We start from the raw sequence: 20612 nt of genomic DNA on the forward strand, positions 1-20612 counted from the left end.
TTGATGGCGACAGACGATTCGGCTTTTACGGTAAGTTTTTCCGATTATTTCTCGACCGTTAGTCGATTGGCATCGTCAAAGGTTTTACCCGATGTAGGACGTTTGCCTTGAAAGCGCGGGCAATCGGCTCCACATTGAGCACAATCCAGTTTTTTCCTCGGGCGACATCGGTCGTTTGCGGTCTTTCCCGTTGCTGCCCGGTTCGCCCGGACAGGCGCGAACCCAGAGGTTTTTCATGTCTGAATTCCAGCTAGTCACCCGCTTCGAGCCCGCCGGCGATCAGCCGGAAGCCATCCGCCTGATGGTCGAGGGCATCGAAGCCGGGCTGGCGCACCAGACGTTGCTCGGTGTGACCGGCTCGGGCAAGACCTTCAGCATCGCCAACGTGATCGCCCAGGTTCAACGTCCAACCTTGGTGCTGGCGCCGAACAAGACCCTGGCCGCGCAGTTGTACGGTGAGTTCAAGGCGTTCTTCCCGAACAACGCCGTTGAATACTTCGTTTCGTACTACGACTACTACCAGCCCGAAGCCTACGTGCCGTCATCGGATACGTTCATCGAGAAAGACGCCTCGATCAACGATCACATCGAGCAGATGCGATTGTCGGCGACCAAGGCGCTACTGGAGCGCAAGGACGCGATCATCGTCACCACGGTGTCGTGCATCTACGGTCTGGGCAGTCCGGAAACCTATTTGAAGATGGTTCTGCATGTGGATCGCGGCGACAAGCTCGATCAGCGTGCGTTGCTGCGTCGCTTGGCAGACCTGCAATACACCCGCAACGACATGGAGTTTGCCCGTGCGACCTTTCGGGTCCGCGGTGATGTAATCGATATCCACCCGGCGGAATCCGATTTCGAAGCGATCCGCATCGAGCTGTTCGATGACGAAGTCGAGAGCCTGTCGGCCTTCGATCCGCTGACCGGCGAAGTGATCCGCAAGCTGCCGCGGTTCACGTTCTATCCGAAAAGCCACTACGTGACCCCACGAGAAACCCTGCTGGGTGCCGTCGAAGGGATCAAAGTCGAGTTGCAGGAGCGTCTGGATTACCTGCGCTCCAACAATAAACTCGTTGAGGCCCAGCGCCTGGAACAGCGCACCCGTTTCGACCTGGAGATGATCCTCGAGCTGGGTTACTGCAATGGCATCGAAAACTACTCGCGCTACCTGTCGGGCCGTGAATCCGGCCAGGCGCCGCCAACTTTGTTTGACTACCTGCCGGCTGACGCCTTGCTGGTGATCGACGAATCCCACGTCAGCGTGCCGCAGGTCGGCGCCATGTATAAGGGCGACCGTTCGCGTAAAGAGACGCTGGTGGAATACGGTTTCCGTCTGCCGTCAGCCCTGGATAACCGGCCGATGCGCTTCGACGAGTTCGAAAACATCAGCCCGCAGACGATTTTCGTCTCGGCCACGCCGGGCAATTACGAGGCAGAACACGCCGGTCGCGTGGTCGAGCAACTGGTGCGTCCGACTGGTCTGGTGGACCCGCAAATCGAAATCCGTCCGGCGTTGACCCAGGTCGACGATTTGCTTTCGGAGATCGGCAAGCGCGTGGCGCTGGAAGAGCGGGTGCTGGTCACCACGCTGACCAAGCGCATGTCCGAAGACTTGACCGATTACCTGGCGGACCACGGCGTACGGGTGCGTTATCTGCACTCGGACATCGACACCGTGGAACGGGTCGAAATCATCCGCGATCTGCGTCTGGGCACCTTCGATGTGCTGGTGGGGATCAACCTGCTGCGTGAAGGCCTGGACATGCCGGAAGTCTCGCTGGTGGCGATCCTCGATGCAGACAAGGAAGGCTTCCTGCGTTCCGAGCGTTCGCTGATCCAGACCATCGGCCGGGCGGCGCGCAACCTCAACGGTCGGGCGATTCTTTACGCGGATCGCATCACCGGCTCCATGGAGCGGGCGATCGGCGAAACCGAGCGTCGTCGCGACAAGCAGATCGCCTTCAACCTGGCCAATGGCATCACGCCCAAAGGCGTGTTCAAGGACGTTGCCGACATCATGGAAGGTGCCACCGTGCCGGGTTCGCGCAGCAAGAAGCGCAAAGGCATGGCCAAGGCCGCCGAGGAAAACGCCAGGTACGAAGCGGAACTGCGCTCGCCGGGCGAGATCGCCAAGCGTATCAAGGCGCTGGAAGAGAAAATGTACCAACTCGCCCGCGACCTGGAGTTCGAAGCAGCGGCGCAGATGCGCGACGAGATTGGCAAGTTGCGTGAGCGGTTGATCACTGTTTGAGATTTGTGGTGCCTGTCAGGCCCCCATCGCGAGCAAGCTCGCTCCCACAGGGATCACGCTGAACCCTGTGGGAGCGAGCCTGCTCGCGATGGGGGCGTCGCGGTCTTTAATGTGCCTCGCCAGCCTTCAATCCCGCCGGCAATGCCTTGGTCAGCAACACCGCCAGCATGCTGATCCCCAGCGCAATCCCGACAAAGTGAAACGCATCGTTGTAAGCCATGATCGACGCCTGCTGATGCGCAATTTCACTGAGCTTGCCCAACGCGGCCGTCTCACTGCCAAACCGATCCGTCAGCGACGCCATGCGCTCGGCCACCTGCGGGTTGGTCGGCACAATCGCTTCACGCAAGTAGTCAAAGTAAGTCTTGGTTCGCGCATCCAGCAACGTGGCGAGGAGGGCGATGCCGATCGCGCCGCCGAGGTTGCGCAGGATGTTGAACAGGCTCGATGCCGACCCCGCGTCCTGCGGCAGAATGTACGCCGTGGCGATCAACGAGATGGTCACCATGATCAGCGGCTGGCCCAGCGCGCGGATGATCTGGATCTGATTGAACTGCGGCCCGGCGAAGTCCGGGTTCAATACCCCCGATGAAAAACTCGCCAATCCAAACAGCCCGAAACCCAACGTGCACAGCCATTTCGGCGAGACGTACTTCATCAGCTTCGGCACCAGTGGAATCAGAAACAGCTGCGGTACGCCCATCCACATGATCACTTCGCCGATTTGCAAGGCGTTGTAGTTCTGGATCTGCGCCAGGTACAGCGGCAACAGGTAGATCGAGCCGTACAATCCGACACCCATCCCGACACTGGAAATGCTCGATAAACCAAAGTTTCGATTGCGCAGGATGCCGAGGTTGATCAGCGGATTGGGCTTGGACGTCTGCACGATCACAAAGGTGATCAGGCTGACCAGCGCGATGCTGCCCAGGGTCACGATCAGGCTCGATTCCAGCCAGTCCTTGCGATGGCCTTCCTCCAAAAACACCTGCAAACAACCGAGGCCGACGCCCAGCGTGAGAATGCCCAGGTAGTCGGTGCTTTTCAGCAGTTCCCAATGAGCTTCTTTCTTCTCCAGGCCGTACATCAGGCCGGCGATCATGATCAGGCCCGGCGGAATGTTGATGTAGAAGATGTATTCCCAGCCCCAATTCTCGGTCAGCCAGCCACCGAGGGTCGGGCCGATGGAGGGCGCGAATGTTGCGGTCATGGCAAACATCGCCATGCCTTTGGCGCGGTGGTGTTCGGGGAGTTTGATCAGGGTGAGGGTGAATGCCAGCGGGATCAGCGCGCCGCCGGTGAAGCCCTGCAAGGCACGGAAGACGATCATGCTTTCCAGGCTCCAGGCCATGGAGCAGAGCAGGGAAGCAGCGAGAAACCCGAGGGACACCCACACCGCCAGCCGCCGCGCCGAAAGCAACTGCACCAGCCAAGCCGTCAGCGGAATCATGATGATTTCCGCCACCAGGTACGAGGTGGAAATCCACGAGCCTTCTTCCAGAGTGGCCGACAGCGCGCCCTGAATGTCCTTGAGCGACGAGTTGGTGATCTGGATGTCGAGCACCGCCATAAAGGCGCCGAGCATCACGCTCATGACCGCGATCCAGTCCCGCCGAGTCGGTTCGCCGACCGGGCGGATCAGTTGATCACCGGCCATCGTCAGGGGCGTCTTTGATGTTCACTTTGGCGGTGACCGACATACCCGGACGAATCTTGCCTTGCAGCGGATTGTTCGCGGCAAAGGTCAGTTTTACTGGAATCCGTTGTACGACTTTGGTGAAGTTGCCGGTGGCATTGTCCGGCGGCAACAGGCTGAACTGTGCGCCCGAGGCGGCGAACAGGCTGTCGACCCGCGCTTCGATGGGCGTGTTGCTGTAGGCGTCGAAAGTCAGCTCGGCTGTTTGGCCGGGCTGCATGCGGCCGATCTGGGTTTCCTTGAAGTTGGCCTGAATCCAGATGTCCTGATCCGGAACGATAGACATCAGGTAAGCACCCGCCTGCACATACTGGCCTTCGCGGGCGGCGCGCTGGCCGATCAGGCCGTTTATGGGCGCGTGGATTTCGCTGCGGGTCAGGTTCAGTTCGGCCTGGGCCAGATCGGTTTTGGCGTTGGCGATCATGGCGTCGAGGCGTTTGATCTCGGCGCTCAGTGAGTTGATTTGTTGGCGCTGACTTTGGGCGTCCGCCTGGGCCTTGGTCACTTGCGAGCGGGCGATGTGGTTGTCGGCGGAGAGGGTGGTCACCCGTTCTTCCGAGACATAGCCGGGTTTGCGCAGGGTTTGCGCGCGAGACAAATCGATCTGCGAACGGCCGAGACTCGCCTGGCTGGACGCGACTTGCGCGTCGCTGGCGGCGATCAGGCTGGCTTGCTGAGTGAGTTTGCTCTGGGCTTGCAGGCGTTCGGCCTGGCGGGTCGCGAGGGTAGCGTTGGCGCGGTCGACGGCGAGGTGGAAGTCATCGCCTTCGAGTTTGATCAGCAACTGGCCTTTCTCGACGTGCTGGTTGTCCTGTACAAGCACCTGTTTGATGCGCGCGCCCAATTGACTCGACACACGGGTGATCTCGCCCTGGACATAAGCGTTGTCGGTGCTTTCATAGAATCGACCCTTGAAGAACCACTGGGCGAAAAAGCCCCCGGCAACCAGCAGGACGATCAACAGGAAAATAAACAGGCGACGCTTGAGTTGGGCAGGCATGGGCAGACTGTAGTCGAGAAATTGTAAGGGAAGTTATCAGCGGTCAAATCTGGCATACAGCGAATGATGGGTAAATGCCATCGGCTGATAATCGGCCATTCACCAAGGCTAGAGCGCGTTGTAGACGCAACCTTGGCTTAAATGCCCTGCTCACTGGAGCCGGGCGGGCAACGCCTGTTACCATTCGCCCTTTGTTTTATCTTCATTTCGAGACTTGCCATGACCACCGTCCGCACTCGCATCGCGCCATCGCCTACCGGGGACCCCCACGTAGGTACCGCTTACATCGCTTTGTTCAACTACTGCTTTGCCAAGCAGCACGGCGGTGAGTTCATCCTGCGGATCGAAGACACCGACCAATTGCGTTCGACCCGCGAGTCCGAACAACAGATTTTCGACGCCCTGCGCTGGTTGGGTATCGACTGGAGCGAAGGCCCGGATGTTGGCGGCCCGCACGGTCCTTACCGTCAGAGCGAGCGTGGCGACATCTATCAGAAGTACTGCCAGCAGCTGGTCGAAATGGGCCACGCTTTCCCGTGCTTCTGCACCGCTGAAGAACTCGACCAGATGCGCGCCGAGCAAATGGCCCGCGGCGAAACCCCGCGTTACGACGGCCGTGCGCTGTTGCTGTCCAAGGAAGAAGTCGATCGTCGTCTGGCCGCCGGCGAGCCGCACGTGATCCGCATGAAAGTGCCGAGCGAAGGCGTTTGCGTGGTGCCGGACATGCTGCGTGGCGACGTCGAGATCCCATGGGATCGTATGGACATGCAAGTGCTGATGAAGACCGACGGTCTGCCGACGTACTTCCTGGCCAACGTGGTCGATGATCACCTGATGGGTATCACCCACGTTCTGCGTGGCGAAGAGTGGCTGCCATCGGCACCGAAACTGATTCTGCTGTACGAGTACTTCGGCTGGGAACAACCCGAGCTGTGCTACATGCCGCTGCTGCGTAACCCGGACAAGAGCAAGCTGTCCAAGCGCAAGAACCCGACCTCGGTGACGTTCTACGAGCGCATGGGCTTCATGCCGGAAGCGATGCTCAACTACCTCGGTCGCATGGGCTGGTCGATGCCGGACGAGCGCGAGAAGTTCTCGCTGCAGGAAATGGTCGATAACTTCGACCTGAGTCGCGTCTCCCTCGGCGGGCCGATTTTTGACGTCGAGAAGCTGTCATGGCTCAACGGCCAATGGCTGCGTGACCTGCCGGTGGAAGAGTTCGCTTCGCGCCTGCAAACATGGGCGCTGAACCCGGAATACATGATGAAGATCGCGCCGCACGTGCAGGGTCGGGTTGAAACCTTCAGCCAGGTCGCACCGCTGGCCGGTTTCTTCTTCGCCGGTGGCGTGAACCCGGACGCCAAGCTGTTTGAGTCCAAAAAGCTGTCGGGCGATCAGGTGCGTCAGTTGATGCAGTTAATCCTGTGGAAGCTGGAAAGCCTGCGTCAGTGGGAGAAAGACAGCATCACCGCAACGATTCAAGCGGTGGTCGAATCCCTGGAACTGAAGCTGCGTGACGCCATGCCGCTGATGTTTGCCGCGATCACTGGCCAGGCCAGTTCGGTGTCGGTGCTCGATGCGATGGAAATCCTTGGCCCGGACCTGACCCGTTTCCGTCTGCGCCAGGCGATCGACTTGCTGGGCGGCGTGTCGAAGAAGGAAAACAAGGAGTGGGAAAAACTCTTGGGCAACATCGCCTAAGGTTGTTTGATCCTGCGTAGGAGCTGCCGGAGGCTGCGATCTTTTGATCCTGCTCTTCGGCGCCACCCCGGTTTTTCAGGGGGAGGGCGGTAAGTGATTGTTATGTCGGCAAAAAACTTTGAAATATTTTAAAAATAAGTTTGACAGCCTTCCGATGCGCCATTAAGATTCGCCCCGTCCTCAGCGATGAGGGGCTATAGCTCAGCTGGGAGAGCGCTTGCATGGCATGCAAGAGGTCGACGGTTCGATCCCGTCTAGCTCCACCAATTTACACTTCAAGGTCTGGCCACACCGGCTTTGAAGCGATCACCACTCAGCGGTGATCTGTTGTATAGAAGGGTTTGCGTCCCCTTCGTCTAGTGGCCTAGGACACCGCCCTTTCACGGCGGTAACAGGGGTTCGAGTCCCCTAGGGGACGCCAGTTTTACAGAAGTGATGTTGCAAGATGTCGCTCCGCCGCGAGGCGAAAAATCCGGGGCTTTAGCTCAGCTGGGAGAGCGCCTGCATGGCATGCAGGAGGTCAGCGGTTCGATCCCGCTAAGCTCCACCAATTTTACAGTTCAAGGTCTGGCCACACCGGCCTTGAATCGATCAGCTCTCAGCACTGATCAGTTGTATAGAAGGTTTTGCGTCCCCTTCGTCTAGTGGCCTAGGACACCGCCCTTTCACGGCGGTAACAGGGGTTCGAGTCCCCTAGGGGACGCCACGATTACCCGCTCTGCGGGATTTTATAAGGGTCATTCAATTATTGAATGGCCCTTTTGTTTGTCTGGCGTTTGGCCAAATCCCTCATTTCTTCCAAACTGTTCTTCAGACCAGCGGTCACATCCACGACTTGCGTAAAATTATTATGAGAATAATATTCTAGTCGTAATATTCGGAGGCAACGATGAACGATAAAAAAGCTCAAACCCGCGAACGCATCCTCAAGGCTGCCAGCGCAGCGCTGATTCAGCGCGGCCCGGCCGAACCGAGCGTGGGCGAAGTGATGGGCGCGGCCGGCCTGACCGTCGGCGGCTTCTACGCGCACTTCGAAAGCAAGGACGCGATGATGCTGGAAGCGTTCAAGCAACTGCTCGGTCATCGCCGTGGCTTGATCGCCGACATGGACGCCGAATTGACCGGCGAAGAGCGTCGCGCGCTGGTTGCTGCGTTTTATCTGTCACGCAAACACCGTGATTCCTCTGATTCGGCGTGCCCGATTCCGGCTTCGGTCGGTGAGCTGGGCCGCCTGCCGGACGCGTTTCGCGTGGCGTTGAATGAACATGTGGAAATGATGGTCGCGCAGTTGGCGGCCAGCCCGGAAGACACCGACAAAGCCTTGGCCGACATGGCCTTGATGGTCGGTGGTTTGGCTTTGGCTCGCGCGTTGGGGCCAGGAGAATTGTCCGATCGATTGCTGCGCGCCGCCAAGTCTGCGGTGCTGTGACCTAAAAGCATTAGCCTGAGGAGTGAGAGCGATGAGCACGTTGAAGTGGGTTCGTAGCGTTAATGGCACCTTGGGCTGGTTCGCACCGAAACTGGTCGCGAGCAAAATGCGACTGGCATTCATGACACCGCGGGAGCTGCCGCCGCGTGATTGGGAATTGCCGCTGCTGGCGAAGTCCGAGCGAATCACCCTGCGTTTCGGCCTCTCGGCGCTGCGGTGGGGGCAGGGCCCCGCGGTGTTGCTGATGCACGGTTGGGAAGGCCGGCCGACGCAGTTTGCCAGCCTCATCACCGCGTTGGTCGATGCCGGTTACACCGTGGTTGCGCTGGACGGTCCGGCCCACGGTCGCTCGCCGGGTCGCGAAGCCAATGTGGTGCTGTTCGCCCGGGCCATGCTTGAAGCCGCTGCCGAGTTGCCGCCGCTGCAAGCCGTCATCGGCCACTCCATGGGCGGCGCCAGTGCCATGCTCGCCGTTCAGTTGGGCTTGCGTACCGAAACCCTGGTCACTATCGCTGCCCCGGCGCGGATTCTCGGCGTGTTGCGCGGTTTCGCACGCTATGTGCGGCTGCCACCGAAAGCCCGCTCGGCGTTCATTCGTCAGGTCGAAAGAGACGTCGGCATGCGCGCTGCGGCACTGGATGTCGCGCACTATCAGCTCGACATGCCCGGCCTGATCGTTCACGCCGAAGATGATAACTACGTTCCGGTCAAGGAATCGCAGCTGATCAACGAAGCCTGGTTCGACAGCCGTTTACTGCGCCTGAAAGAGGGTGGTCATCAACGAGTACTGGCTGATCCTCGGGTGATCGAAGGCGTTCTCTCGTTGCTGGCCGGTCGCAGTCTGCAATCGCGCCAATCGGCCTGAGCATCCGTTACACTGGCCCGGTGAAAATTTTCTGACCGGGAGTGGGGCATGGGCTGGGATCGGGCAACGCCATTTATCATTGATCTGGAAGTCGGCGCAGAGGACATCGATGGGCTGGGTCACGCGAACAACGCGGTGTACGTGACCTGGCTCGAACGCTGTGCCTGGCGCCACTCCCAGCGGCTTGGCCTGGACCTGGTCGAGTATCGTCGGCTGGATCGGGCGATGGCGGTGGTGCGGCACGAGATCGATTATCTGGCGGCCGCCTATGAAGGCGATGAGTTGCAATTGGCGACCTGGATCGTCGATTGGGATCAGCGCCTGAAAATGACCCGACACTTCCAGTTGAAGCGCCCCAGTGACAACACCACATTGCTGCGAGCCCAAACCACCTTCGTTTGCATCGAACTGTCGACCGGCAAGCCCAAGCGCATGCCCGCGGAGTTCATCGAGGGCTACGGCCCTGCGTTGTTGTCGCAAAATCTCGAAGCATCCAAAATCTAATGTGGGAGCGACGGTGCGACGATTCGACCTGCTCGCGATAGCGTTGTGTCAGCCAACAGTGATGCTGCTGATGCACCGCTATCGCGAGCAGGCTCACTCCCACAAGGGTATCTGCGATGTTCTGCAGATTTTCCGCGCAATCCAGTAAACTGCCGCACGTTTTTCGTTGAGTGTGTTTTTCATGCAAATTGCTTTGGCGCCCATGGAGGGGTTGGTCGACAACATCCTGCGGGACGTGCTGACCCGTGTGGGCGGTATCGATTGGTGCGTGACCGAGTTCATTCGGATCAACGATCAACTGCTTACGCCTGCCTATTACCACAAGTTCGGCCCGGAACTGCTGACCGGCGCCCGTACCGCATCCGGCGTGCCGCTGCGGGTGCAGCTGCTCGGTTCCGATCCGGTATGCCTGGCGGAAAACGCCGCGCTGGCTTGCGAGCTGGGTTCCGAGGTGATCGACTTGAACTTCGGCTGCCCGGCCAAGACTGTGAACAAGTCCCGTGGCGGTGCGGTGCTGCTCAAAGAGCCTGAGCTGCTGAACCAGATCGTCGAACATGTCCGTCGCGCCGTTCCGGCGCACATTCCGGTGACTGCCAAGATGCGCCTCGGTTTCGACAGCCCCGACGGTGCGCTGGTGTGTGCCACGGCCCTGGCCGAAGGTGGCGCGGCGCACATTGTGGTTCATGCGCGGACCAAAACTGACGGCTACAAGCCGCCGGCCCATTGGGAATGGATCCCTCGGGTGCAGGATGTGGTCAAGGTGCCGGTGTTCGCCAATGGCGACATCTGGAGCGTCGAAGACTGGCGTCGTTGCCGTGAAATCAGCGGTGTCGAGGACATCATGCTCGGTCGCGGCCTGGTGTCGCGCCCGGACCTGGCACGGCAAATCGCAATGGCGCGGGCCGGTGAGGACGTCGTCGAGATGACCTGGGCCGAGCTGCTCCCATTGATTCAGGACTTCTGGCTGCAAGCCAAGGCGCAAATGACGCCACGCCAATCGCCGGGTCGCTTGAAGCAGTGGCTGGCGATGCTGACCCGCAATTATCCCGAAGCGGTCGAGCTGTTCACCGTGCTGCGTCGCGAGACAGAGCTGGATCAGGTCTCGCGTTTACTGGGGCTTCAGGTGTCCGAAGCAGCCTGAAAAAAACCTGTAAATAATCTCTTGAAAAGCAATCTGCGGTCCTTATTTAAGGCCCGCGCCGCCTGAATTCACGACTGCTGCGTCCGAATGCGGCCCAAACCGAACGCAGCCTCGCAGGCTCGGCAGCTGCTACAAAATTGCAGGTGTGCTGCGCTCATTTGAGGAGCTTTTGGAAGTCCTCCACCGGCAGCGGCGGGCTGTGCAAATACCCCTGATAAAAATGGCAGCCCAGCCCCTGCAAGAACTCCAGCTGCTCCGGCGTCTCTACCCCTTCGGCAATCACTTTCAATTCCAGGCTGCGGGCCATGGCAACGATGGCGCGGATGATCTCGGCGTCGTTGGGGTCGGTGGTGGCGTCGCGGATGAACGATTGGTCGATTTTTAGGGTGTCGACCGGCAGACGCTTGAGGTAGGTCAGCGAGGAATAGCCGGTGCCGAAATCGTCCATGGCAAAACTCACGCCGAGTTTTTTCAGGCTGCGCATTTTGTTGATGGTGTCTTCCAGGTTCTGGATCACGATGCCTTCGGTGATTTCCAGTTTCAGCAGCGAGCAGGGCAGACCGTGGCTGGCGAGGCTGTGTTCGATGCGTTCGACAAAGTCATTCTGACGAAATTGCCGCGGGCTGATGTTGACGCACAGGCTGAAGTCGAGCGGATCGACCAGGCCCTTGGCGATCAGTTGTTTGAAGGCGCTGCAGGCTTCGTCGACGATCCAGGTACCCACTTCCAGAATCAGTCCGCTGTCCTCCAGCACCTTGATGAACTCGGTGGGCGATTGCGCGCCGAGGTCCGGATGGTTCCAGCGCACCAGCGCCTCGGCGCCGACGATGCGGTCGTTCCGGGCGTCCACCTGAGGCTGGTAGTGCACGCGGAACTCACCCCGGGAAAGGGCCAGGCGCAGGTCGGTTTCCATGCGCAAGCGCTCGCTCGCCGCCTTCTGCATGGTGTTGTGGTACATCTGCGCGGTGTTGCGGCCCGAATCCTTGGCCCGGTAGAGGGCGATGTCGGCGCGTTTGAGCAGGTCAGTCGGGGTCGAGCCGTGATCGGGAATCAGCGCGATGCCGATGCTCGGAGTCACTTGCAGGCGTTGTCCATCGAGGAACATCGGCTCCGACAGCAGTTCACGCAAGGTGTCCGCCAGTTGCAGGACTTGCTCGCTGACGTCGTTGCGCGAGCCTTCGAGCCCGCTGAGCAGCACCACGAATTCGTCACCGCCCAAACGCGCGACGGTGTCTTCCATGCGCACGCTGGCTTCGAGGCGCGCGGTGATGATTTTCAGAACGGTATCGCCCACCGGATGACCGAGCGAATCATTGATGTGCTTGAAGTGATCAAGGTCGAGAAACATCAGGGCGCCGCGCAGGTTGTGGCGCTTGAGCAGGGCAATCTGCTGACTCAGGCGATCCATCAGCAGGGCGCGGTTGGGCAGGTTGGTCAGCGGGTCGTGGTAGGCCAGGTGACGGATCTGCGCTTCGGCGTTTTTCAGCAGGCTGACGTCCCGCGCGGTCAGCAGCAGGCAGGCGGTTTCGTTGAGGGTGATCGGTTCTACCGAGACTTCGACGGTCAGCAACTCGCCGCGCTTATTGCGCCCGAGCATTTCCTGGTGGTGCACCCGGCCCTTGATCTGGAGTTCGGCGAGCAGCGCCGAACGTTGTTTTTCCTCGGCCCAGATGCCGACCTGATACACCGTGCGACCTACCACTTCATCGGCGCGGTAGCCGGTCAGGCGGCAAAAGCCATCGTTAACCTCCAGATAACGCCCGGTGTCGCGCTCGGTGATGGTGATGGCGTCGGGGCTTGAGTGGAACGCCTTGGCGAACTTCTCTTCGCTGGCCTTGAGCGCGGCTTCCGAGCGTTGTTGCTGAGTGATATCGCGCAGGGTGGTGACGATGCATGGCTGCTCGCCGACGCTGATCTGGCGGCTGGAAATCACGCACGTCAGGGCTTGCCCGTCTTTGTGCTGAACGAGGATCGCCACGTTGTTCAGACCCTGTTCACGGATGACCTGCTCGATGCGTCGCAGGCTTTGCGCCGATGCGTCCCATAGACCGATTTCGTCGGCGCCGCGGCCAATCACGTCGGCGGCGCTCCAGCCGAAGGTCTGGGTGAAGCTGGAGTTGATCTCGATAAATTGGCCGGTGTCCTGACGGGTCACGCAAATCGGGTCCGGGCTGACCTGGAACAGGGTGGCGAACTTCTCTTCGGACGCTACCAGCAGCTGCTCCCGCTCCACCTGATCGGTGATGTCGAGCAGGGTGCCGGCCATGCGCAGCGGGACACCGTTTTCATCGCGATAGAGTCGGGCGCGGCTTTCCAGGAAGCGCGAGCTGCCGTCCGGCAGTTGCACGCGGTAGGTCAGTTGATAATTGCCGGCAGGGCCTTCTCGCAGGCTGCGATAGGCATCGCGCATGGTGTCGCGTTCTTCGCCGGGCACGCCTTCGAAAAACTCGTCGAAGGATTCATGGAAAGGTATGGGGTCCAGCCCGTGCAGCTGGGCGGCGCGTGCCGAGCCGTAGAGCATGCCACTGGGAATGTGCCAGTCCCAGGTGCCGAGTTGCGCGGAATCCAGCGCCAGGTCGAGGCGCTCCTGGCTGTCTTTCAGGGCATGTTCGGCGGCTTTGCGTTCGGTGGTGTCAAGGAACGTACTCAGCAGATAAGGCTGACCTTCGAGCTCGACCTTTTGCGCGCTGAGGATGCCGTCGTGGATCTGGCCGTTGCTGGCACGAAATTGCACCTCCATGCTGACCAGTTCGCCCTTGGCCTTGGTGGCTGTGACGAGTTGCGCCCGTTGCTCCGGATGCACCCAGAGGCCCAGTTCCAGGGTGGTGCGACCAATAGCGTTCTGTACCGGCCAGCCAAACAGGCTTTCGAAATACTGGTTGGCTTCGCTGATCAGGCCGTCTTCCTGGCGAGTCAGCAGCACCATGTTCGGACACAGGTGGAACAGCGTGGCGAAGCGCTTTTCCGAGCTGCTCAACGCCTGTTCGCGCTGGCGCTGGTGGGTGATTTCACGGATGACGCCAATCATGCGTGGCCGGCCGTGTTTGTCCGGCAGCAGGCTGCCGTTGATCTCCAGCCAGTGCAGGCTGCCGTCGGGCCAGCGGATGCGGTGATGCATCGCCTGTTCCAGCGGGGCGCCGGCGATCACCGCGTCGAAGGCGCGAATGGTTTTCGCCCGATCCTCTGGCGGCAGCAAGTCGAGGTATTCCAGATCCGCCGGCAGCGGTTGCCGGGGATCGAAGCCGAACAGCGCCTGGGTACCCCGCGACCAACTGATCTGCCCACGCTCGATGTCCCAATACCAGGCGCCCAAACGTGCACCGTTGAGGGCGGCCAGCAATTGTGGGGCGCTTTCCCAGCTCTGCTCGGACCGTTTTGGGTCAAGCGCCTGTATACGCGGCATCGTCGGAATACGGTCAACAGATTTCGGCATTGGCAAGCCTTGGCTGAGTGGGGTGTCAGGTTCAGTGACTCGAGGCTCTATAGACGTAGCACAGCTTAGCCGAGAGTCCCTGGCAGATCGATTTGTGCATCCAGCAAGGCCATGAAGGCTCGCGCCGCATTCGACAGCGTCCTTTCTGTGTGCAGGATATAGCCTAGCTGGCGAGTGAGTTGTATGCCTGGTAAAGGTATTCGCGCAACCTGATCATCAAGCATGGTGCGCGGCAACACGCTCCAGGCCAGGCCAATCGAGACCATCATCTTGATGGTTTCCAGATAATTCGTGCTCATGGCGATGTTCGGCGTCAGGCCTTGAGCTTCGAACAGACGTCGGACGATGTGGTGAGTAAAGGTGTTGCCACCGGGGAAAACCGCCGGGTGCAGGGCAATGTCCGCCAGGCTGACCGGGCCGTGGCTGATCAGCGAGTGCTCCGGGGCGACCACGAAGTCCAGGGGGTCGTCCCACACCGGCGTGGCCTTGACCAGTGCGTGGGGCTCCGGCGCCAGGGTAATGACCGCCAGTTCGGCGCGGCCATGGAGGATTTCTTCGTAGGCCACTTCCGAATCGAGGAACTGAATATCCAGCGCCACTTGCGGGTAACGTCGGGTGAACTCCCTTAATAAGGGAGGCAAGCGGTGCAGGCCGATGTGGTGGCTGGTGGCCAGGGTCAGGCGGCCGGTCACTTCGCCGGTCAGGTTGGTCAGGGCGCGACGGGTGTCGTCCAGCACATTCAGAATCTGATAGGCCCGCGGCAGCAAGGCGCGTCCGGCCTCGGTCAAGCTGACTTCACGGCCCAGGCGATCGAACAGGCGCACCTTCAATTGCTGCTCCAGTCCGGCGATACGCTTGCTGATGGCCGGTTGTGTCAGGTGCAGCCGTTCGCCAGCGCCGGAGAAGCTCCCAGTCTCGGCAATCGCGATAAAAGCATTGAGGTTGGCGAGGTCCATTGCAGTATTCCAGTTGGTTATCCAAAGCATGAAAAATATGAATTTGAGTTATTTAATGTAACCCCCTAGGATCGACCTCACAAGCCAAGGGGTTATTGAATTTCTCAAGATCCAGGGCATAGAAACACGCTGATGAGGACCGTCTGATGGCCGGCAAAACGCTTTACGACAAGCTTTGGGATTCCCATGAAGTGAAACGGCGCGACGATGGGTCGTCGCTGATCTATATCGACCGCCACATCATCCATGAAGTGACTTCGCCCCAAGCTTTCGAAGGCCTGCGACTGGCCGGGCGCAAGCCTTGGCGCGTCGACTCGATCATCGCCACCCCGGACCACAACGTACCGACCACTCCGGATCGCAAGGGCGGCATCGAAGCGATTACCGACCAGGTCTCGCGTTTGCAGGTTCAGACCCTCGATGACTACTGCGATGAATATGGCATCACCGAATTCAAAATGAATGACGTGCGTCAGGGCATCGTTCACGTGATCGGTCCGGAGCAGGGTGCCACCTTGCCGGGCATGACCGTGGTCTGCGGCGATTCGCACACCTCGACTCACGGCGCGTTTGGCGCATTGGCCCACGGCATCGGGACTTCCGAGGTCGAGCACGTGTTCGCCACGCAGTGCCTGGTGGCGAAGAAAATGAAAAACATGCTGGTGTCGGTCGAGGGCAAATTGCCGTTCGGCGTGACCGCCAAGGACATCGTGCTCGCGGTGATCGGCAAGATCGGCACCGCCGGCGGTAACGGCCACGCCATCGAGTTCGCCGGCAGTGCCATTCGCGACTTGTCCGTCGAAGGCCGCATGACCATCTGCAACATGTCCATCGAAGCCGGCGCCCGTGTTGGCCTGGTGGCTGCTGACGAAAAAACCGTGGCTTACGTCAAGGGTCGTCCATTTGCCCCGAAAGGCGCGGAATGGGACATGGCGGTCGAAGCCTGGAAAGACCTGGTGTCCGACGCCGATGCGGTGTTCGACACCGTGGTCGAACTCGACGCCACTCAGATCAAGCCGCAAGTCAGCTGGGGCACTTCGCCCGAGATGGTCCTGGCGGTTGATCAGAACGTGCCGGACCCGGCGAAGGAAATGGACCTGGTCAAACGCGGTTCCATCGAACGCGCCTTGAAATACATGGGTTTGAGCGCCAATCAGGCGATCACCGACATTCAACTGGACCGCGTCTTCATTGGTTCCTGCACCAACTCGCGGATCGAAGACTTGCGCGCTGCGGCGGTGATCGCCAAGGGCCGTAAAGTCGCTTCGACCATCAAGCAAGCCATCGTGGTGCCGGGCTCGGGCCTGGTGAAGGCGCAAGCCGAGGCCGAAGGCCTGGACAAGATTTTCCTCGAAGCCGGTTTCGAGTGGCGTGAACCGGGTTGCTCGATGTGCCTGGCGATGAACCCGGACCGTTTGGAGTCGGGCGAGCATTGCGCCTCGACCTCCAACCGCAACTTCGAAGGGCGTCAGGGCGCCGGTGGCCGTACGCACCTGGTCAGCCCGGCCATGGCCGCGGCGGCTGCCGTCCACGGTCGTTTCATCGACGTTCGCGAACTGATCTGAGGAACCGCACATGAGAGCTTTTACCCAACACACCGGTTTGGTCGCGCCATTGGACCGTGCCAACGTCGACACCGACCAGATCATTCCGAAGCAGTTCTTGAAGTCGATCAAACGCACCGGTTTTGGTCCGAACCTGTTTGACGAATGGCGCTACCTGGACGTGGGCTACGCCTACCAGGACAACTCCAAGCGTCCGCTGAACAAGGATTTCGTGCTCAACGCCGAGCGTTATCAAGGCGCCAGCGTGCTGCTGGCCCGCGAGAACTTCGGTTGCGGCTCCAGCCGTGAACACGCGCCGTGGGCGCTGGAAGAGTACGGTTTTCGCAGCATCATCGCGCCGAGCTACGCCGACATCTTCTACAACAACAGCTTCAAGAACGGCTTGCTGCCGATCATCTTGACCGACGCTGAAGTGGATGAATTGTTCCAGCAGGTCGAGGCGAATCCTGGCTATGAGTTGACGGTTGATCTGCAAGCCCAGACCGTGACCCGGCCTGACGGCAAGGTCTACAACTTTGAACTTGACGAGTTTCGCAAGCATTGCCTGGTCAACGGCCTGGACGACATCGGCCTGACCTTGCAGGACCATGAGGCGATCGCGGCGTTTGAAGCCAAACACCGTGCTAGCCAGCCGTGGTTGTTTCGCGACAAGGCGTAATGACGCCATCGCGAGCAGGCTCGCTCCCACATTGGATTTGCGGCGTAGACAAAACCCCTGTGGGAGCGAGCCTGCTCGCGATGAGGCCCGCATAAGCACCACATGACCAAACCCTGAAAAAGGAAGTCCATATGACCAGCAACGCCCAGCACAGCCAGGTAGTACAAAAGCAATTCGGTGAACAAGCCTCAGCCTATCTGAGCAGCGCCGTACACGCTCAGGGCACCGAATTTGCGCTGCTACAGGCTGAACTGGCAGGGCAGGGCGATGCTCGTGTGCTGGATCTGGGCTGCGGCGCCGGTCACGTGAGTTTTCACGTGGCTTCGCTGGTGAAAGAGGTGGTGGCCTACGATTTGTCGCAGCAGATGCTCGACGTGGTGGCCGGTGCCGCCGTCGATCGCGGTCTGACCAACGTGTCTACCGTGCTGGGCGCCGCCGAGCGCCTGCCGTTTGCCGACGGTGAGTTCGATTTCGTCTTCAGCCGTTATTCGGCGCACCATTGGAGCGATCTTGGCCTGGCCCTGCGAGAGGTTCGCCGGGTGCTGAAGCCGGGCGGCGTGGCGGCGTTCGTCGACGTGTTGTCACCGGGCAGTCCGTTGTTCGACACTTACCTGCAAAGCGTCGAAGTGCTGCGCGACACCAGCCATGTGCGCGATTATTCCGCCGGCGAGTGGTTGCGTCAGGTCAGCGAAGCGGGGTTGCATACCCGTAGCACCACCCGTCAACGGCTGCGACTGGAGTACACCTCCTGGGTCGAGCGCATGCGCACGCCAGAGGTGATGCGCGCGGCAATCCTCGAGTTGCAGCAGTCGATGGGTAATGAAGTACGCGAATATTTTGAGATTGAGGCCGATGGTTCGTTCAGCACCGATGTACTGGTGCTGATGGCTGAGCGATAAGCGCTGAACGATAGAATTTTTCCCGGCTAGCCCGTGACCCACGGGCGCACCGACTGATGACATGAGGAAAGCATGAGCAAGCAGATTCTGATTCTCCCAGGCGACGGTATTGGCCCGGAAATCATGGCCGAGGCGGTCAAGGTGCTGGAACTGGCCAACACCAAGTACAGCCTGGGCTTCGAGCTGAGCCATGACGTGATCGGTGGCGCTGCCATCGACAAACACGGCGTGCCGCTGGCTGACGAAACCCTGGACCGTGCACGCGCGGCCGACGCTGTACTGCTCGGCGCCGTGGGCGGCCCGAAATGGGACACCATCGAGCGTGACATTCGCCCTGAGCGCGGCCTGCTGAAAATCCGTGCGCAACTGGGCCTGTTCGGCAACCTGCGTCCGGCGATCCTGTACCCGCAATTGGCCGAGGCTTCGAGCCTGAAGCCTGAAATCGTTGCTGGCCTGGACATCCTGATCGTCCGTGAACTGACCGGCGGTATCTACTTCGGCGCACCACGCGGTACCCGCACCCTGGAAAACGGCGAGCGTCAGGCTTACGACACCCTGCCGTACAGCGAAAGCGAAATCCGCCGTATCGCCCGTGTCGGTTTCGACATGGCCATGGTGCGCGGCAAGAAGCTGTGCTCGGTGGACAAGGCCAACGTACTGGCCTCCAGCCAACTGTGGCGTGAAATCGTCGAACAAGTGGCCAAGGATTACCCTGAAGTCGAACTGAGCCACATGTACGTCGACAACGCCGCCATGCAGCTGGTGCGTGCACCGAAGCAATTCGACGTGATCGTCACCGACAACCTGTTCGGCGACATTCTTTCCGACCAAGCGTCGATGCTCACCGGTTCCATCGGCATGCTGCCGTCGGCGTCGTTGGATACCAACAACAAAGGCATGTACGAGCCGTGCCACGGTTCGGCGCCGGACATCGCTGGCAAAGGCATTGCCAACCCGTTGGCGACCATTTTGTCGGTGTCGATGATGCTGCGTTACAGCTTCAATCTGCAGGATGCGGCCGATGCGATCGAGAAGGCCGTCAGTCTGGTATTGGACCAAGGCCTGCGCACTGGCGACATCTGGTCGGCCGGTTGCACTAAAGTCGGTACGCAGGAAATGGGCGACGCAGTAGTCGCCGCGCTGCGGAATCTGTAATCTCTCGGGCCCGCTGCAACTTTCACTCTTGAAAGCAGCGGCCCACTTTTTAAAGAAGGTGTAGTTGCGATGAAACGTGTAGGTCTGATCGGTTGGCGCGGTATGGTCGGTTCCGTGCTCATGCAGCGGATGCTGGAAGAGCAGGATTTCGATCTTATTGAGCCGGTGTTTTTCACCACTTCCAATGTCGGTGGCCAAGGCCCGTCCGTGGGCAAGGACATTGCTCCGCTCAAGGACGCTTACAGCATTGATGAGCTGAAAACCCTCGACGTGATTCTGACCTGCCAGGGTGGCGACTACACCAGCGAAGTTTTCCCGAAACTGCGCGAAGCCGGCTGGCAGGGTTACTGGATCGACGCCGCTTCCAGTCTGCGCATGCAGGATGACGCGGTGATCGTGCTGGACCCGGTGAACCGCAAGGTCATCGACCAGCAGCTCGACGCGGGCACCAAGAACTACATCGGCGGCAACTGCACCGTCAGCCTGATGCTGATGGGGCTGGGCGGTCTGTTTGAAGCCGGTCTGGTCGAGTGGATGAGTGCCATGACCTATCAGGCGGCCTCCGGTGCCGGTGCGCAGAACATGCGCGAACTGATCAAGCAAATGGGCGCGACCCACGCCGCTGTCGCTGATCAACTGGCCGACCCGGCCAGCGCGATCCTCGACATCGATCGCCGTGTGGCCGAAGCCATGCGCAGCGACGCGTACCCGACCGAAAACTTCGGCGTACCGCTGGCCGGCAGCCTGATCCCGTGGATCGACAAGGAACTGCCGAACGGTCAGAGCCGCGAAGAGTGGAAAGCCCAGGCCGAGACCAACAAGATCCTCGGTCGCTTCAAGAGCCCGATCCCGGTCGATGGCATCTGCGTGCGTATCGGTGCCATGCGCTGCCACAGCCAGGCGCTGACCATCAAACTGAACAAAGATGTGCCGATCGCCGACATCGAAGGGCTGATCAGCCAGCACAACCCTTGGGTCAAACTGGTGCCGAACAGCCGCGAAGCCAGCATTCAGGAACTGAGCCCGACGAAAGTCACCGGCACCCTGAACGTACCGGTTGGCCGTCTGCGCAAGCTGAACATGGGCACGCAGTACGTCGGCGCGTTCACCGTCGGCGACCAACTGCTGTGGGGCGCGGCTGAACCGCTGCGTCGCATGCTGCGGATCCTGCTTGAGCGTTGATCGATTGAAGTAATGAACGAACCCGTGCCTTGAAAGAGGTGCGGGTTTTTTTATACCCAACAGTCTGATGTCGATAAGTTGTCTGTACCGGCCCCTTCGCGAGCAGACTCGCTCCCACAGTTGATCGCGGTCTAATGTGGGAGCGAGCCTGCTCGCGAAGGGGTCGGGTCTGCCTGC

At 60.1% G+C, this 20612-nt stretch carries 16 protein-coding genes and 4 tRNA genes; 16 read left to right on the plus strand and 4 right to left on the minus strand.

The window, feature by feature from the left end:
* Positions 1-235: 235 nt before the first annotated feature.
* On the plus strand, positions 236-2251 hold the full coding sequence (gene uvrB / locus ACYZTZ_RS07160; RefSeq protein WP_461997654.1) for an excinuclease ABC subunit UvrB: 2016 nt from the start codon (positions 236-238) through the stop codon (positions 2249-2251).
* Between the two features lie 106 nt (positions 2252-2357).
* Here uvrB and ACYZTZ_RS07165 read toward each other — a convergent pair whose 3' ends face one another.
* On the minus strand, positions 2358-3908 hold the full coding sequence (locus ACYZTZ_RS07165; RefSeq protein WP_033061865.1) for an MDR family MFS transporter: 1551 nt from the start codon (positions 3906-3908) through the stop codon (positions 2358-2360).
* The gene (locus ACYZTZ_RS07170; RefSeq protein ID WP_461997655.1) at positions 3898-4947 is read right to left on the minus strand and encodes an HlyD family secretion protein; all 1050 of its coding nucleotides are present in this window, start codon (positions 4945-4947) and stop codon (positions 3898-3900) included. The genes ACYZTZ_RS07165 and ACYZTZ_RS07170 overlap by 11 nt, the downstream gene beginning before the upstream one ends.
* Before the next feature lie 219 nt (positions 4948-5166).
* On the opposite strand from ACYZTZ_RS07170, the gene gltX reads away from it, so the two are divergent.
* The 10 genes from gltX (at position 5167) to ACYZTZ_RS07220 (ending at position 10587) form a co-directional block, all read left to right on the plus strand.
* Complete coding sequence (gene gltX / locus ACYZTZ_RS07175) at positions 5167-6648, plus strand: glutamate--tRNA ligase (protein ID WP_046047745.1); 1482 nt, start codon at positions 5167-5169, stop codon at positions 6646-6648.
* Between the two features lie 190 nt (positions 6649-6838).
* Positions 6839-6914: transfer RNA gene (locus tag ACYZTZ_RS07180), tRNA-Ala, on the plus strand.
* 79 nt (positions 6915-6993) lie between these two features.
* Positions 6994-7069: transfer RNA gene (locus tag ACYZTZ_RS07185), tRNA-Glu, on the plus strand.
* A 53-nt stretch (positions 7070-7122) separates the two neighbouring features.
* Positions 7123-7198: transfer RNA gene (locus tag ACYZTZ_RS07190), tRNA-Ala, on the plus strand.
* Positions 7199-7278: 80 nt separating this feature from the next.
* A tRNA-Glu gene (locus tag ACYZTZ_RS07195) sits at positions 7279-7354 on the plus strand.
* A gap of 183 nt (positions 7355-7537) precedes the next feature.
* Complete coding sequence (locus ACYZTZ_RS07200) at positions 7538-8077, plus strand: TetR/AcrR family transcriptional regulator (protein WP_008151286.1); 540 nt, start codon at positions 7538-7540, stop codon at positions 8075-8077.
* Between the two features lie 31 nt (positions 8078-8108).
* Positions 8109-8942 carry an alpha/beta fold hydrolase gene (locus tag ACYZTZ_RS07205; protein ID WP_461997656.1) on the plus strand — a complete coding sequence of 278 codons (834 nt, stop codon included), beginning with the start codon at positions 8109-8111 and terminating at the stop codon, positions 8940-8942.
* A gap of 48 nt (positions 8943-8990) precedes the next feature.
* Positions 8991-9446 carry an acyl-CoA thioesterase gene (locus ACYZTZ_RS07210; protein ID WP_192407334.1) on the plus strand — a complete coding sequence of 152 codons (456 nt, stop codon included), beginning with the start codon at positions 8991-8993 and terminating at the stop codon, positions 9444-9446.
* 13 nt (positions 9447-9459) lie between these two features.
* Entirely contained in the window at positions 9460-9594 is a 135-nt protein-coding gene (locus ACYZTZ_RS07215) for a hypothetical protein (protein ID WP_461997657.1), read from the plus strand.
* A gap of 33 nt (positions 9595-9627) precedes the next feature.
* Entirely contained in the window at positions 9628-10587 is a 960-nt protein-coding gene (locus ACYZTZ_RS07220; protein ID WP_046054225.1) for a tRNA dihydrouridine synthase, read from the plus strand.
* A gap of 154 nt (positions 10588-10741) precedes the next feature.
* On the opposite strand, the gene ACYZTZ_RS07225 is transcribed toward ACYZTZ_RS07220, so the two are convergent.
* Positions 10742-14020: an EAL domain-containing protein gene (locus ACYZTZ_RS07225; RefSeq protein ID WP_461997658.1), complete on the minus strand. Its 3279-nt coding sequence runs from the start codon at positions 14018-14020 to the stop codon at positions 10742-10744.
* 65 nt (positions 14021-14085) lie between these two features.
* Complete coding sequence (locus ACYZTZ_RS07230; RefSeq protein ID WP_008151271.1) at positions 14086-14976, minus strand: LysR family transcriptional regulator; 891 nt, start codon at positions 14974-14976, stop codon at positions 14086-14088.
* Between the two features lie 146 nt (positions 14977-15122).
* Here ACYZTZ_RS07230 and leuC point away from each other — a divergent pair, with 146 nt between their 5' ends.
* The 5 genes from leuC to asd all read left to right on the plus strand — a co-directional run bounded on the left by leuC (position 15123) and on the right by asd (position 20435).
* On the plus strand, positions 15123-16541 hold the full coding sequence (gene leuC, locus ACYZTZ_RS07235; RefSeq protein ID WP_008151269.1) for a 3-isopropylmalate dehydratase large subunit: 1419 nt from the start codon (positions 15123-15125) through the stop codon (positions 16539-16541).
* A gap of 10 nt (positions 16542-16551) precedes the next feature.
* Positions 16552-17199, plus strand: coding sequence for a 3-isopropylmalate dehydratase small subunit (gene leuD / locus ACYZTZ_RS07240; protein ID WP_461997659.1), 648 nt, complete (start codon positions 16552-16554; stop codon positions 17197-17199).
* A 131-nt stretch (positions 17200-17330) separates the two neighbouring features.
* Positions 17331-18098: a class I SAM-dependent methyltransferase gene (locus ACYZTZ_RS07245; protein WP_461997660.1), complete on the plus strand. Its 768-nt coding sequence runs from the start codon at positions 17331-17333 to the stop codon at positions 18096-18098.
* Between the two features lie 72 nt (positions 18099-18170).
* The gene (leuB, locus tag ACYZTZ_RS07250) at positions 18171-19253 is read left to right on the plus strand and encodes a 3-isopropylmalate dehydrogenase (RefSeq protein ID WP_056744397.1); all 1083 of its coding nucleotides are present in this window, start codon (positions 18171-18173) and stop codon (positions 19251-19253) included.
* A gap of 69 nt (positions 19254-19322) precedes the next feature.
* Positions 19323-20435, plus strand: coding sequence for an aspartate-semialdehyde dehydrogenase (gene asd, locus ACYZTZ_RS07255; RefSeq protein WP_033061853.1), 1113 nt, complete (start codon positions 19323-19325; stop codon positions 20433-20435).
* The last annotated feature ends 177 nt before the right edge of the window (positions 20436-20612 follow it).

Source organism: Pseudomonas sp. LB3P58 (assembly GCF_054897895.1).